The organism is Luteibacter sp. 621, assembly GCF_050435445.1.
Taxonomy (GTDB): domain Bacteria; phylum Pseudomonadota; class Gammaproteobacteria; order Xanthomonadales; family Rhodanobacteraceae; genus Luteibacter.
Window position 1 is genome coordinate 44,752 of sequence record NZ_JBNDKI010000029.1, and the last position, 14,597, is coordinate 59,348.

The following is a 14,597-nucleotide window of genomic DNA, read 5'->3' on the forward strand; positions in this document are numbered from 1 at the left end:
TGAAGGAGCACAACGCATGGATATGCTTCCCCCCGACATGCCGGCCACGGGCCAGCACGGTGTCACGCGCGAAGCGGATATTGCTGGCGGTGCATTGCGCCGCCTGGCATCCACCCATAACAAGCTGGTCGAATGGCGTGCGCTTGCGCCCCGCCAACCCGGTGAGGTCCCTGGCTCGCTGAATGCCTTCATGGCCGAAACCGACCATTTCTGGTCCGGTCGCAAGGCCGAGCTTGGCCAGGCCATTGCCGATGTCATGCGCGACGAGGCCGCACTGAGAGCCGTCGACGGGACGCTCGACCCGGCAGATGCCAGCGTCGCCCGGCGAGCGACGGAAAGGGCGGGCACGACGGCGGCTCCCGACGTGCATCGGTACGAAGTGATGCTTGGCGACCACGCGCTCGGCGCGGCACTTGTGGCGCATGCCGATGACACGCCGGGCCATTACCTGCTCTTTCTTCCGGGCCTCGGATGGGAGACATACCCGTCGCTGGACGTGTTGACCGAGGACACGCGACGCCGATTCTTTGAGCAGGCCATCAGCGCGGATGCCGTGTATGGTTTGCCGCCGGATGAGTTTGTCCAGGCGCGCCAAAACGATGCGGTGGGCCTGAGGAGAGTGGACGCCGACACCTTCACAGCGCTGGCCGAACGCGTGCTCGCAGTGCAGCGGGAGCAGCTGTCGCAAGCCTGGGATGATTACACGCTGGACGCGGACCTCCCGGAGGCCCTATCGCGCTTCGCCGACCGCGCCCAGGCGTACCTTGACCTCGCCCAGCGCATTGGCGTGCCGCAGATCCTGCAGGCCCGAGAGAGTCGGCTTCACCACCTGGCGCAGGCGGAGCGGCTCGATCGCGCCCCCCCCGCCGTCGCTCGCGGGTGGCGCGATGCCTGGGATCATTACGCTCGCCTGACCCTGGATGCTGCCGCGCTACGTACGGCCGTCGGCGCGGCCGGTATCGAATCCGTGAGCACTTTCACCGATCGCGAGCTTTCAACGCGGTTGCACGCGCTGGATGTGAAAGACACCCCGGCCGATCTGGTCGTCGAGATCACCCACGACACCACACCAGGCTCCTACGAGCACCTGAAAGAGCTTGTCGGCGGTGAGACCACGATACGCCAGACACTACGCGAGCTTGCATGGCGCGGCCTGACGGCGGTCGATCCTGTTCGGCTACGCATGTCGCGCAGTGACGGCGAAGCGGTATCGACGCCGCTTTCCACCACCTCGATCACGACGCTGATACGCGAAGCGAACGTACCCGACCGCTACCGTAAGCATCTTGAGGAAAGCCTGCGGGATAAGCCGCGCGGCAGCCTGGCGAAAGCCATCGATGTCGAAGTGGACGCCGCGCGGATGCGGGCGGACGCTGCCGAGGCCAGGCTCTCGTATTACCTCGCTGGCGAGCCTCGCACATTCCGCGACGACCACGCGGAACGCGGCTTCCGTTGGGTAAGCGCCGCGCTCGACGCGCGGAGCGGCACCCAACCCGCGAAAGTGGAAAACCACGAGATCGTGGTAAGGCAGCTCACCTACAAAGGAATACCCGTTCGCGATGTCTTCCTGTTCGGTGTTCGCCAGCCACTCAGCGTACCGACGGTTGTTCTCTATACCCCGGATGCACCCGATGGGCGGGCATTCCGGGAATTCGATGACCGACAGGCTGCGGCTCGCGAATTCCTTTATGCACCCGCGTTCCGTGAGTACTTGCTTGATCGCCTGCCGGCCGCCTTCGCGGAGCATGATGCAAACGGCGTGACACGTCGCTTCGCCGGTGACCGCCTGGCCCATTGGGTGCTTGGCAGCGCAAGCACGGATCCGTACACGCAAACCGCCGAACCTTTCGAAGAGCGTGACCTGCGTGGCGACTTCATTGCCGCCGGCTATGATGCCAAGGTAGATCAACGAGTCCACGATGCACATTCGCTCCAGCGAGATGCGCGCCGCTGGGCGTTCAATGCTGTCGCCACCCACCCGCTCGGCGGGCTCCTGGCGGATGCCGCCTGGGAAACGCTGCGCGCGCCGATGCGAGCACGCCAGGCGCTGGATCGCTTCTACGAAAACGTGAAGGCCGGTGATCACATCGAAGCCTACCTCGCGTTCACGGAGGCATACACCAGCGCCCTCGATATCGTCACGCCTCCGTGGCTGGCTGGAAAAGCTCGCGCGCCATTGATCCGCCCCTCCATGGGCAAGCCACCGCGACGCGCTACCTTTGAACTTGCCATGCCGGCGCAGACGTTCGAATCTCGCTTCGAGGCATCCGGCGTGGTGTTGCGCGGCGTGCCGGATGCGAACGACGTCTATACCGTGGCGGGGCGCCGCTACATCCGTCAGGACGGCAAGGTATATCCGGTTCGCTATGACGAGGCATTCGATACCTGGCGGCTGCAACCCCAGAATGGTAGTGCCGTGGCATGGGGACCGGCGATCAGGCACGGTGATGCTGGCCTGTGGGTATACAACAACGTAGGGCTCGCCGGCGGTGCCGGCCGCCGCTTGCGCGATCGTTTCCGGCGCCTGTTGCATCTGGGCGACGAGGCAGGCGGCGCGCCACAGGTGCAAGGTGCCGCCAACCCGCCTGGCCCGGCCGCGGGCCCACTAGAGCCGCCACTGGCGGTGCGCCTTCCCGCCGAACTTGAACCGCGACGCGCTGAATTCGAAGCCGTGTTGCGCGATAACCCGGGGGCGAACCTGCTCACTCGCCGCGGGAGCAACGACTCGTTACATGTGCGCCTGGAGATGCCCTCGCGCAGCGCCATCCTCTATGAGGACGGGGTTGCGGCGGATCTTCGCGCACTCAGCGCCGCGCAACGCCGGCAGTTCATGCATGAACTGGAAGCACGTTTCCCCGAAACCACCGAACGCGGGCAGGTCCTGGCCGAACGTGGGTGGGCACGTGATGGCCATCGATTGCCATCTGCGGACCACCATCGCTGGCGTGGCGATGACGGTCAGGATCCTGCGATATCTTCAAGTCGCGATACGCCAACAGCCGCTGCCGATGCCCTCTCGCCTGACCAGCACAGGCGGTGGGATGAAGCCGTAGCGGCGGCACGTGCCCATGGTGACGCGGCCGATACCGTGCCCGGTGCTGCACCCCGCACGTATAACGCCGCCTTGCGCGGCGAGGCCGAGGTGCTTGAGCCCGATGAGTGGCCGCGGCAGTTGTGGATTTATGTCGATCATCCGCCAGTTCGCCGCATGGGGCGCGAGGGCAACGAGCTGGTCGTGCGCGGCGGTAACGATGGCTCATTGCACGCCGCGCACAATTTCCAGGCGACGACGTTGCCTCCCGGCACGCCGGCGGCCCGGCTGGATGAAGTGCTGGGCGTAACACCAGCACACCGACTGGCGGGGCGCGACCCGCTCGCCCACTGGGTGCAGGTCGATACCCGCTACATGGTCGATGCATTCCGCCGGCCCAATCATGCGCTCGCTCGCCGCTTGCTACCTGACGGCGAGTACGCCTACACACTGCACACGTGGGGAAACGACCTTCGCTTGCCGGTCGCGTACACGCGCACATCCGCGCAGCAACCCTGAACACACCAGTGGCAAGGAGAGCCAATGGATACTTACCCCCCACAAACACCACCGGCGCAGTCACAACCTCTGGCGGAGAATGCCGCCGATGTCATCCATCGCCTGGAGCAGACCCGCGCGTGGATCGCGGCCATGCAGGCGCGTGCCCCGCTGGTACCCGACCAGCTTTCTACCCAGGACCTTCACGCGTTCACTGCCCAGGTGGATTCGTGGTGGTTGGAGCGCGTCGATGGTACTGGCTCCAGCTCCCTGGAGCAGGCCATCGCCACGCGTATCGCCACGACGATGCGCGACGATGCGATGCTACGCGGACTTGACGGCACCCTTGGACACGAGGATGTCGAAAAGATCACCGCCGTAGTGCGAATGCAGGGGCATGTGGCACCGCCGGGTACGCTGCTGCGCGATGTATTGTTCAGTGGCGAGCCCTACCCGGGCGCCCTGATCCTCGCGGACACCCAGGCAAATGGCCCGGCACTTCTGTTCATGCCGGATCGCGGCTGGGAACGCTACGAATCACTTGAGAGCCTGCACGAGGAACTGGAAGACCGTACACGGCACGAACTTTTGCTCCGCGACACGCTGCCGGGGCTGCGTGTCGCGGAGGTGGATCGCATGGTGAGGGCGGCGTCATTCGTCGACTCGCAACCCGCCGGGACCGATATCTTCGCGGGCATGGCGCGGCGTATTGCATTGATGCAGCGTGCGCAGGTCAGCGATGCATGGGATGGGCTCGCACGGGGCGACACGCCCGCCAGTGTGGCCGATGCAGTGCGTGCCGCGCTCGACCTGCATGGCAAACTGGATATCGAGGCGATGCATATGGACCGGCAGCGGCGTCTGCTGGCCGCGCACCTTTCGTCTAGACTCGCCGGCGTCCCTGCGCCTGTACGTGATTATTGGTTACGTGCCGCCAGCGAGGTCCGTACGGAAAGCGTCGAAGGCCTCCGAGAGCTCGAAGCGAACGGTGTGGCCGATGCCATCATGCCGCCCGATAACATGAACGACGCTGACGCGGTGCTTGCGTACCGTGACAGCTTGCTAAGAGCCTTCGATTCACGCCAGCAAGGGCGCGTGCGGCGCCATGTCGCCGCACGCCTCATGCGCGCACGCATGGCCCTTGCCGTTGCCGATGCCCGGCTTGACTATTACCTTGCTAACGATCCGTCCGGCTTCCTTGACGACCATAACGAACGTGGCTTCCGATGGATGCGCGCCGTGCTCGATGCGCCCGCCGCGGCGGAAAGACAAACGATCGAGGGACACGACATCGTCGTGCATCAGTTCACGTATCGCGGCGCGGTCGTTGGCGACCTGCTGGCAGTTGGCGCACGAAATCGAGGTAGCGCAGCGCGCGTGGTTCTGTACACGCCAGATGCGCCCGATGGCCGTAGCGTCCGTGAGTTCGAAGATGCGGCCGCAGCCGCGCGCGAGTTTTTGTATAACCCTCGTTTTGAATCGTGGCTACTTGATCGTTTGCCCGCGTCGCACGCCACCACTGATATCCATGGAGCTCGGCATTTTTCGATCCCCGAGCGGAGTCGACGCACGAGTTGGATCGTTGGCAATTCAGACGGCCGAACATTTACCGCGACTGCTGAGGCGTTCGGTGAGCGGGAGGTCCGGGGCAATGCATTCGAGGCTACTTATGCGTCCGTCGTCTCGCGCATGGTGCTTGATATGTCTGAACTGGCAGGAAGCCTGCGCGAGCACCAGGCAGCCCGTACGCGATGGTTCGCCGGCGTTATCAACGACGCCCTGTCTCCGGGACCGCGCATCGTAAGGGAAGTATTCGAGGGTGTTGGCCGTGGCATGCGCGCCCTGTGGCGCGTGGAGGATGCGCTGCGCGCAGGGGATTATGCCCGGGCCTTCGTCGATGCCACGGAAGCCTACGTAAACCTGCTGGACCTGGCGCCAGTAGCACACGGGATGGTACGCCCCATGTTCTATCTGCGGCGTTCCGGCCATGCATCCACGCTGGGCATGGCCGAGCCGTTGGCGCGGCCGCCCGCCCGCCTTGATACGCGCTACACCGCGGCAAACGCGAACCTTTTGGGTGTGCGCCCCGATGTCCGCGGCGTGCACAGCGTCGGAAACCGCCGATACATCGTCTCGTCGGGAGTGCCTTACGAGGTGCGCTTTGATGCCACCAATGCCACGTGGCGGCTGGCCCGGCAGGGCGCCGCGGATAGCGTGTATACCGGGCCAGCCATCCGCTGGGCGCCCGATGGCTGGCGGCTTCGTACCGATGTGGGGTTGCGAGGGGGGCGACGCACCCTTGAGTTACCATCTCCTGGCCGGGGGCCCACCGTCCGTAACGTGGCCGAGGCGGATCTGGCCGGGCTGACGGCCAACCAGCGTGGCCAGTTCCTGCGAACACTCAGGCAACGTCTCGGTGGGCAGGCCGCGGATGACCTGCATATTGACGTATTGATGGCAGACGGACTGGCCTTACCCGTGGGACCCACCCGCTGGAACGCGTGGAACGATGCGCTGGAAGCGGCGCGCCGCGCACCGCGGGTGGCACCTCCGCCCCGCGTGGCGCCACCCCTGATCGTACGGCCACCGTGGCGACTGCTCCCCCCCGAACAATGGCCGGACTCCGTCTGGTACTACCCACCCGGGTTTGTCGGCGCGCTGGATCACCCCACGGTTTACCTGCCCGTCGTGCGCGTGCGTGGCTCGGGCATCTCGGGCCTCGTTGCGTCGCCGCTTGACCCGGCCCTTCGACAGGCGCGGCTGGGTGTGGCGCCGCCGCGCTGGGTACACGTCCACCTGGAGCGCCTGCGCGGCACCGCGGGCCGGGGCCCCGCGGTGCATGTGTTCGTTGACGACACCACTGCGGACCCCCGCTACCTCCTGCGATCAGCCGGAGAGGGAGGGACCTTTCTGGTTCTGCGCCCAGGCCAGTTCACCGTGGGCCAGCCAGCCGTGCCATAAGGCCGGGGAAGCCCCCGGGGCCAGCAGTGGCATACTGGGGGCTTCCCTCCCACGGAAATCGCTTCATGCGCCTGCTTCCTTTCGCGGCCCTGACCATGGCCTTCCCCGTCGTGGCCTTCGCGGCCGATCCGCATTCCTACGCCCAACCGGACGTGGTCAAGGTCACCCACCTAGACCTCGACCTGAAGGTTGATTTCGCGAAGCGCGAACTGGCCGGTAACGCCACGCTCAAGCTCGACTGGAAGGCCGGCAAGAGCAACGATCTCGTGCTCGATACCCGCGACCTGAAAATCGCCAGCGTCGATGCCGTGGACGCCGGCGGCAAGGCCTCGCCGCTGAAGTTCGCACTCGCCCCGCGTGACAAGGAGCTGGGCTCCAAGCTCACCATCCAGGCGCCGGCCCACCCGGGCAGCGTTCGCATCACGTACACCACGGTGCCCGAGGCCTCGGGCCTGCAGTGGCTTACACCGGAGCAGACCGCGGACAAGAAGCAGCCCTTCATGTTCTCGCAATCCGAATCCATCCACGCCCGTTCGTGGGTGCCGCTACAGGATTCGCCCGCCATTCGCTTCACCTACGATGCGCACGTGACCGCGCCGAAGGATGTGCGCGTGGTGATGAGCGCGATCAACGATGCGAAGCACCCGCTCGATGGCGATTTCACGTTTGACCAGCCGCACCCGATCCCGTCGTACCTGCTGGCGATCGCCGCCGGCGATATCGCGGTAAAGGAAACCGGCCCGCGAAGCGCCGTGTATGCGGAACCGAGCGTCGTTGGCAAGGCCGCGCACGAGTTCGAAGACACCGAGAAGCTCATCGCTACGACCGAGCAGCTGTATGGCCCGTATGCCTGGGGTCGTTACGACATCCTTGTGCTGCCGCCTTCGTTCCCATTCGGCGGTATGGAAAACCCGAACATGACGTTCGCGACGCCCACCGTGCTGGTCGGCGACAAGAGCCTGGTCTCGCTGGTGTCGCATGAGCTCGCTCACTCCTGGTCGGGCAACCTGGTGACCAGTGCCGCCTGGCGCGATATCTGGCTCAACGAAGGCTTCACCACCTACGTGCAGGGCCGCATCACCGAGGCCGTGTACGGCAAGTCGCTGGCGGACGAAGAAGCCCTCCTCTCGGCGCGCGAGCTGCAGAAGACGATCGGCGACATGCCGGCGAACACGCAGAAGCTGACCCCGGATGCGCGTGGCGTGGGCGCGGATGATTCGCTCTCGTCGGTGGCCTATGACAAGGGATCGTGGTTCTTGCGCACGCTGGAGCAGCGCTTCGGCCGCGAAACGTTCGATGCGTACCTCAAGGGCTACTTTGCCCACTTCGCGTTCCAGAGCATCGATACCGACACGATGTTCGTCTACCTCAAGGCCAACCTGCTCGATAAGTACCCGGGCAAGATGACCGAGGCGGAAGCACGCGCATGGATCTGGCAGCCGGGCATCCCGAAGGATGCGCCGCTGCCGACGTCGGCACGCTTCGACAGCATCGACAAGCAGCGCGGCGAATTCCTCGCCGGCAAGCTTGATGCCACGAAGCTCGATGCAAAGACATGGAACACCCAGGAGTGGATGTACTTCCTGGATCGCATGCCGGATGTGCCGCCGCTGGACAAGATGAAGGCCCTTGATAGCGCCTGGCACCTCACCGGTACGCCGAATGCGGAAATCGGCATGCGCTGGTACGCGCACGCCATCGCCGCCGGCGACAAGGATGTGTGGACGGCGGCCGCCGAGCACATGACCCGTATCGGCCGCCTGTACCTCACCACCCCGGTGTACAAGGCCTTCGCGCGCACGCCGGAAGGCCTGGCGTTCGCGAAGGAAACCTATGCGAAGGCGAAGGCTGGCTACCATCCGATGACCCAGCAGGCGGTGGAAGGCATCCTCGCCGGCAAGTCGAAGAAGAAGTGATATGGCTAAGTCCCCTGCTCCCGTGAATGCCACTACCGCCCGCCCGCTGTGGCAGCGCCTGCTGCTGCGCCGGCTGAAGTTCCTCGTGGTGGTGGCCGTGGTGCTCGGTGTCGGTGCGGGCCTGGTCTACTTTGTCGCGCCGCAACTGCTTGTAAGGGCAGATGCGGCGCGCATGGCCATGCAGGCTCATGTCGATAAACAAACCGTCGTTGCCGGCGATACCACGTGGTCGTATTACGAAGGCGGCCAGGGCCCGACGATCGTGCTGTTGCACGGATTCGCGGCCAACAAGGAAACCTGGCTGGAGATGGCCAAGGGCCTCACCGACCATTTCCACGTCGTGATTCCCGATCTGCCCGGCTGGGGTGAGTCCTCGCGCAACGATAATGGCGATTACGGCATCCCGGCTCAGGCCGCGCGGCTGGAGGATTTCGCCAAGGCCACCGGCCTGCAGCATTTCCTGCTGGTCGGCCAGTCCATGGGCGGCGCGATCGCCGGTGTGTATGCCGCCGACCACCCGGAGCGCGTCGCCGCACTCGGCCTGATGAGCTCGCTGGGCCTGACGTTCAAGGACAACGATTTCGTCCGCGACGTGAAAGCCGGCAAGAACCCGTTCATCTATAGCGATCGCGAGCAGCTGGAAGCCTTGCTGGCACGCATCTTCATCAAGCCGCCGCACCTGCCTGGCCGTATTGAAGATGCACTGATCAATCGCAACGAAAAGGATCGCGCGTTCATCGAGCGTACGTTCGCCGAGCTCAAGCAGCCCGAGCAGGCGTACGCACTGGATCCGGTGATCGGCAAGCTGCAAATGCCGGTGCTCGGCATCTGGTGCCACGATGACAAGATCATCGATGTATCGGCGCTGGATACGCTGCGCGATGGCCTGAAGAGCTCCCCCTCGATCGGCGCGACCGTGATGAACGGTTGCAATCACATGCCGATGCTGGAGAAGCCGGAAGAAACGGCGCGGATCATTACCGGGTTTGCGCTGGCGCATTAAGCAGGCGGCATCACCGCCCTGTTGGTTTTTCGCGCGCAAGCGCGCTCCTACAATTCTGCCGTGACGGTCACGGACGCTGTGACGGCCACTGACGCTGTGACGACCACTGACGCTGTGACGGCCACGGACGCTGTGAACTTGTAGGGGCGCGCTTGCGCGCGATAAGCCGACGAAGCGAAGAAGCGACAGCTACCCTCAATCCGCTACATCAGCAATAAGCCGATCCAGTTGCGCCTTCAGCGCACTGCCGTGCGCACGCAGCCACGTACGCTGCTCCTTATGCTCCGGCAGGATGCTCTCCACCCAATGCCAGAACTTCGGCGAATGGTTGCGCACCTTAAGGTGGCAGAGCTCATGCACCAACACATAGCGCAACGCGGCCGGCGGCGCGAGCGCCAGCGCGAGATCCAGGTTGATGCGATCGCGCGTGTCCAGGCTGCCCCACAAACTCTTTAGCGGCCGGATGCGCAAGGCCGTAGGCGCCGCGTTGATCTGCGGAATGTAGCCCGGCAACCAGCGCGACACATCGCGGCGAATCTGCGCCTCGAAGAACGTGGCAAGCAGGCCACGTGCCACCAGCAGCTCACGATGATGTGGGCCGGGGATGATCAGCGTGATGCTGCCCTCGTCATGCTGCACGCGCGGATACGGGCCTTCTGCCCAATCAAGCGTAATCTCTTCGCCCCGAAACGGGAACGTGGTTGGCACACCCACGCGCAGCGCGGGCAGCGGCTCGGCATCCATGTGGAATTCGCCGAGCTTCTGTTCCAGCCAATCGGCGTGGTGGCGCAGGAAGGCCGTCATCTGCGCCACATGCGTACCGTTGGGATAGGTCAGGCGTGCGCCCTTCGGTGTCACCGTCAGGCGAAGCCGGCGCGCGCGCGGATGCGCCGACTTGAGCACGCGGATGGTGCCCCCGGTCGGGGTGGAGAGTTCCAGCCAGTCGCCTTGTTCCAATGTCATGTTGCCAGTCCCGAACCGATCCCGACAAACATCCCATCCCGCGGTATCAACCGATGCGACCGGCCCGGCGGATCACTCCGGGCGCGGCAGCTTGAACCACTCTTCGAGCTTGCCCAGCAGGCGCTCGTATTCCAGCGCCATCAGGGCGAAGGTGGCGTCCATTTCGGCGGCGGCATTCTCGTGGCTATCCGCCTGTTCATCCAGCACCACGTCCGTGAACTTGATTTTACGCAGGATCAGGTCTTCGCCAAGCACGAAAGAGATGCGGTCATCGAACACCAAACCAAGCTGGAACACCTGTTTCCCGGTGCGCAGGTGCTCGCGAATCTCATCCGTATCGAGATCCTGGCGGCGGCAACGGGCAATGGCGCCCGAGGCCGTGGCCGGATCACGCAGCTCGCACTCGTCACCCAGGGCCAGGCCACCCGGAAGTTCGCCCGTGGCCACCCAATGGGTCATGAGGATCCGGGGCGATTCCTCGGGCGCCAGCGGCACCGCCGGAAAGCTGCCCAGCGCCTCACGCACCTGGCTAAGGGTGTTCTCAGCGGATTTGCGACTGGAGGTATCCAGCACGAACCAGCCGTTTTTCTTATCAGCGTAGGCCTTCATGCGCGAGCTACGCACGAATGCGCGCGGGACGAGTTCGTTCATCACGTCGTCCTTGATCTTCTTGCGCTCGCGTCCACCCACCTTGCGGCCTTCTTCCTCGGCGATCTTCTGCACGCGGTTGGCCACCTCGTCATTGATGACCGACGACGGGAGGAGCTTATCTTCGCTGCCCACGGTGACCATGGTGTTGCGGGCCACGTTGTGGGTGAGGCCCTCCTCGTTGCGGCCCAGCGGCGAGACGAAACCGCGGGCGGAAAGCTCCATGGGCCCGACCGGGCGCAGGCGATGCTCGGGCAACGCTTCGTCCAGGCGGTCAAGATCGGTAGCGACGGATTCGGAAAAACGAAAAAGCGTCAGGTTGCGAAAGAACATCTATCGGTGATTCTCATGCAAAGGATGAGCCGTGGCGGGCGCCATGCGCCCGCCGGCGATAACACGTGGGATAACTCAGACGACCTTCGCGATCGCGTCGGCGACGCGATCGATGTTCTTGTCGTTCAGCGCGGCGACGCAGATGCGGCCCGTGCCCACGGCATAGATACCAAACTCTTCGCGCAGGCGATCGACCTGTGCGCTGCTAAGCCCGGAGTAGGAGAACATGCCGCGCTGCTGTTGAATGAAACCGAAATCGCCTGCCTTGGCGAGGCGCTCCACGAGGCCACGACGCATGGCGCGGATGCGCTCACGCATTTCGCCTAGCTCGGTTTCCCACGTCGCACGAAGCGCCTCGTGGTTCAACACCGCTGAGACGACGGCCGCGCCATGGGTCGGCGGGTTCGAGTAGTTGGTGCGGATGACGCGCTTGAGCTGCGACTGCACGCGCACGGCTTCGTCGTGCGAGCCGGTGACGATCGACAGTGCACCGACGCGCTCGCCGTACAGCGAGAACGACTTCGAGAACGAGCTGGCAACAAAGAACGGTACATCGGCCTGCGCGAACAGGCGCACCGCCACGGCGTCGGCTTCGATGCCGTCACCAAAACCCTGGTAGGCGATATCGAGGAAGGGCACGAGGCCATGCGTGCGCACGGCTTCGATCACGCGCTTCCAGTCGGCTTCGGCCAGGTCCACGCCCGTCGGGTTGTGGCAGCACGCGTGCAGCACCACGACCGAGCCCTTCGGCAGCTTCGCCAGGCCAGCCAGCATGCCTTCCACATCCACGCCGTGCGTGGCGGCATCGTAGTAGGGGTAATCGACGACGTTGAAGCCTGCCGATTCGAACAGCGCGCGGTGGTTCTCCCAGCTGGGGTTGCTGATCGCGACCGGCACATCCGGGTTCAGGCGCTTGAGGAAATCGGCGCCGACCTTCAGTGCGCCCGTGCCGCCAAGCGCCTGCGCGGTGACCACGCGGCGATCGGCCAGCAGCGGCGATTCGGCGCCGAACAGCAGCTTCTGCACGGCGCTGTCGTACAGGGCGATGCCATCGATGGGCAGGTAACCGCGCGGCAGCTGCGCTTCCAGGCGCGCTTTCTCAGCTTCACGCACGGCGCGCAGCAGCGGCACGTGGCCATTGGCGTCGTAGTACACGCCCACGCCCAGGTTCACTTTGTCCGCGCGGGTATCGGCGCCAAAGGCTTCGTTAAGGCCAAGGATCGGATCGCGCGGGGCGAGTTCGACAGCGGAGAACAGGGTCATGATCGTCAGGCCTTGAAACGGTGGAAGGGAAAGGGTCAGTCGTTATCGTCAGCGGTATCGCTACCGCCGAGCCATGCATGGGTGTCGGCGCGTACCGCGCCTTCGCGGGCGCCAAGTCCCGCGAAATCGAACAGGTTGCGATCCATCAGCTGTGTGGGCGCAATGTTGCCCAGCGCGCGGAACATGGTCTCGCTGCGACCCGGATGGGATTTCTCCCAATCGGCGAGCATGCGTTTGACCACCTTGCGCTGCATGTTCTCCTGCGAACCGCACAAGTTGCAGGGGATGATCGGGAAGGCCTTCGCCTCGGCATAGGTCGCGATATCGTCCTCGCGGCAATACGCCAGCGGGCGGATCACGACATGCTTGCCATCATCGGATTGCAGCTTGGGCGGCATGGCCTTCAGGCTGCCCTGGTAGAACATGTTCAGGAAGAACGTACCGAGGATATCGTCGCGGTGATGGCCTAGCGCGATCTTGGTCACGCCGTTTGCCGCTGCCCACTGGTACAGCGCGCCACGGCGCATGCGCGAGCACAGGCTGCACATGGTCTTGCCCTGCGGGATGACGCGGGTGACGACGCTGTAGGTGTCCTGCTCGATGATGTGGAACGGTACGCCCAGCTCGGTGAGGTAGGCCGGAAGCACGTGCTCGGGGAAATCCGGCTGCTTCTGGTCCAGGTTCACCGCGATCAGCTCAAACCGCACCGGTGCCTTCGCCTGCAGTGAAAGCAGGATATCGAGCATGGTGTAGGAGTCTTTGCCGCCGGAGAGGCAGACCATGACCTTGTCGCCATCCTCGATCATGCCGAAATCGGCAATGGCCTGACCGACCTGGCGGCGCAGGCGCTTGGCCAGCTTGCCGGCTTCGTAGGTGTGCTTGCGGGCGGCGTCGGGGTTGGCGGACATGTCGCGGGGACTTCGGAGGGGACGAGCCTCCTATTGTAGCTGCTGCGGCGCGGCACGCCGGGGGGTAAACTTGCGGCTTCCCCCAAGCCGCCGGCCGCCGCCATGCAGGTTCAGGATCCGATCCAGCTGTCCCACCACCTTGCGGAGCTCAAGGTAGAGCACCGGGACCTCGACGCCGCCATCGACCAGCTGGCCCAGTCCATAGGCCGCGACGAGCTCCAGCTCACCCGGCTGAAGAAGCGCAAATTGCAGCTGAAGGACGCCATCGCGCGGATCGAAAGCCGCCTTATCCCTGACCTGGACGCCTGAAAGGAGCCCCTCGCATGGCCGATCGCCTGGAAAACGCCTGGGTGGCCCTGGAACCCATGGCCCTGTCCCACGTGCCCGCCCTGGAGCAGGCCGCGGCGGACGGCAACCTCTGGGACCTGTGGTTCACCACCGTGCCCGCACCGGGCCTGATGACCGCCTATGTGGAAAAGGCCCTGCGCGGCCAGGTCGAAGGCCGGATGACGCCGTGGGTGGTCGTCGAGAAGGCCAGCGGCGATATCGTGGGCACCAGCCGCTACTACGACATCACCCCCGATCCGTACCGCCTGGCCATCGGCTACACCTGGTACGCCAGGCGCTGGCAGCGCAGCCACCTGAATACGGCCTGCAAGCACCTGCTGCTGGATAACGCGTTCCAGAACCTGGGCGTGGTGGCGGTGGAATTCCACACCGATGCCTACAACCAGGATTCCCAGAAGGCCATTGAGCGGCTGGGCGCCAAACGCGAAGGCGTGCTCCGCGCCCACAAGCGCCGCGAAGACGGCTCGCTGCGCGATACGGTCTGCTACAGCATCCTGGCCACCGAGTGGCCCGATGTGGACAAGTGGCTGCAACTGCGGCTGAAGCGCCTGACCGCCTAAAGTCCGGCAGTACCGCAGACCTGTAGGAGCGGGGGGGGGGGGGGGGGGGGGGGGGGGGGCCCCCGCCCCCCCCCCCCCCGCCCCCCACCACACGGGGGGGGGGGGGGGGGGGTGGGGTTGGGGGTTGAAAACGGGGGGTTGGGGTTTACAATTGGAACCAAAAAA

The 14,597-nt window shown here is 64.9% G+C and carries 10 protein-coding genes; 6 read left to right on the forward strand and 4 right to left on the reverse strand.

What is annotated here, in order from left to right; translation table 11 throughout:
• The first annotated feature begins 16 nt into the window (after nucleotides 1–16).
• The 4 genes from ABIE56_RS21550 to ABIE56_RS21565 all read left to right on the forward strand — a co-directional run bounded on the left by ABIE56_RS21550 (nucleotide 17) and on the right by ABIE56_RS21565 (nucleotide 9,409).
• On the forward strand, nucleotides 17–3,550 hold the full coding sequence (locus ABIE56_RS21550; protein ID WP_429245861.1) for a hypothetical protein: 3,534 nt from the start codon (nucleotides 17–19) through the stop codon (nucleotides 3,548–3,550).
• 24 nt (nucleotides 3,551–3,574) lie between these two features.
• On the forward strand, nucleotides 3,575–6,490 hold the full coding sequence (locus ABIE56_RS21555) for a hypothetical protein (protein WP_429245862.1): 2,916 nt from the start codon (nucleotides 3,575–3,577) through the stop codon (nucleotides 6,488–6,490).
• 65 nt (nucleotides 6,491–6,555) lie between these two features.
• Entirely contained in the window at nucleotides 6,556–8,406 is a 1,851-nt protein-coding gene (locus ABIE56_RS21560; protein WP_429245863.1) for a M1 family metallopeptidase, read from the forward strand.
• A 1-nt stretch (nucleotide 8,407) separates the two neighbouring features.
• Nucleotides 8,408–9,409, forward strand: a complete 1,002-nt coding sequence (locus tag ABIE56_RS21565; protein ID WP_429245864.1) for an alpha/beta fold hydrolase — start codon at nucleotides 8,408–8,410, stop codon at nucleotides 9,407–9,409.
• A gap of 195 nt (nucleotides 9,410–9,604) precedes the next feature.
• Here the strand turns inward: ABIE56_RS21565 and ABIE56_RS21570 are convergent, their stop codons facing one another.
• The 4 genes from ABIE56_RS21570 to ttcA form a co-directional block, all read right to left on the reverse strand.
• Nucleotides 9,605–10,372: a M48 family metallopeptidase gene (locus ABIE56_RS21570; protein ID WP_429245865.1), complete on the reverse strand. Its 768-nt coding sequence runs from the start codon at nucleotides 10,370–10,372 to the stop codon at nucleotides 9,605–9,607.
• 72 nt (nucleotides 10,373–10,444) lie between these two features.
• Nucleotides 10,445–11,353, reverse strand: a complete 909-nt coding sequence (locus tag ABIE56_RS21575) for a recombination-associated protein RdgC (protein ID WP_247432161.1) — start codon at nucleotides 11,351–11,353, stop codon at nucleotides 10,445–10,447.
• A 75-nt stretch (nucleotides 11,354–11,428) separates the two neighbouring features.
• Nucleotides 11,429–12,616, reverse strand: a complete 1,188-nt coding sequence (locus ABIE56_RS21580) for an amino acid aminotransferase (protein WP_429245866.1) — start codon at nucleotides 12,614–12,616, stop codon at nucleotides 11,429–11,431.
• A gap of 35 nt (nucleotides 12,617–12,651) precedes the next feature.
• The gene (ttcA, locus tag ABIE56_RS21585; RefSeq protein ID WP_429245867.1) at nucleotides 12,652–13,524 is read right to left on the reverse strand and encodes a tRNA 2-thiocytidine(32) synthetase TtcA; all 873 of its coding nucleotides are present in this window, start codon (nucleotides 13,522–13,524) and stop codon (nucleotides 12,652–12,654) included.
• Between the two features lie 102 nt (nucleotides 13,525–13,626).
• Here ttcA and ABIE56_RS21590 point away from each other — a divergent pair, with 102 nt between their 5' ends.
• Both ABIE56_RS21590 and ABIE56_RS21595 read left to right on the forward strand, forming a co-directional pair.
• Nucleotides 13,627–13,833 (forward strand): YdcH family protein, encoded by a 207-nt coding sequence (locus ABIE56_RS21590; RefSeq protein WP_429245868.1) that lies wholly within the window; start codon nucleotides 13,627–13,629, stop codon nucleotides 13,831–13,833.
• Nucleotides 13,834–13,847: 14 nt separating this feature from the next.
• The gene (locus tag ABIE56_RS21595; RefSeq protein WP_429245869.1) at nucleotides 13,848–14,432 is read left to right on the forward strand and encodes a GNAT family N-acetyltransferase; all 585 of its coding nucleotides are present in this window, start codon (nucleotides 13,848–13,850) and stop codon (nucleotides 14,430–14,432) included.
• Nucleotides 14,433–14,597 lie beyond the last annotated feature (165 nt).

What these genes read in the sequence shown, in the direction of transcription:
- ABIE56_RS21550 (WP_429245861.1), top strand. Translation starts at nt 17, where the DNA reads ATGGATATGCTTCCCCCCGACATGCCGGCCACGGGCCAGCACGGTGTC.
- ABIE56_RS21555 (WP_429245862.1), top strand. Translation starts at nt 3,575, where the DNA reads ATGGATACTTACCCCCCACAAACACCACCGGCGCAGTCACAACCTCTG.
- ABIE56_RS21560 (WP_429245863.1), top strand. Translation starts at nt 6,556, where the DNA reads ATGCGCCTGCTTCCTTTCGCGGCCCTGACCATGGCCTTCCCCGTCGTG.
- ABIE56_RS21565 (WP_429245864.1), top strand. Translation starts at nt 8,408, where the DNA reads ATGGCTAAGTCCCCTGCTCCCGTGAATGCCACTACCGCCCGCCCGCTG.
- ABIE56_RS21570 (WP_429245865.1), bottom strand. Translation starts at nt 10,372, where the DNA reads ATGACATTGGAACAAGGCGACTGGCTGGAACTCTCCACCCCGACCGGG.
- ABIE56_RS21575 (WP_247432161.1), bottom strand. Translation starts at nt 11,353, where the DNA reads ATGTTCTTTCGCAACCTGACGCTTTTTCGTTTTTCCGAATCCGTCGCT.
- ABIE56_RS21580 (WP_429245866.1), bottom strand. Translation starts at nt 12,616, where the DNA reads ATGACCCTGTTCTCCGCTGTCGAACTCGCCCCGCGCGATCCGATCCTT.
- ttcA (WP_429245867.1), bottom strand. Translation starts at nt 13,524, where the DNA reads ATGTCCGCCAACCCCGACGCCGCCCGCAAGCACACCTACGAAGCCGGC.
- ABIE56_RS21590 (WP_429245868.1), top strand. Translation starts at nt 13,627, where the DNA reads ATGCAGGTTCAGGATCCGATCCAGCTGTCCCACCACCTTGCGGAGCTC.
- ABIE56_RS21595 (WP_429245869.1), top strand. Translation starts at nt 13,848, where the DNA reads ATGGCCGATCGCCTGGAAAACGCCTGGGTGGCCCTGGAACCCATGGCC.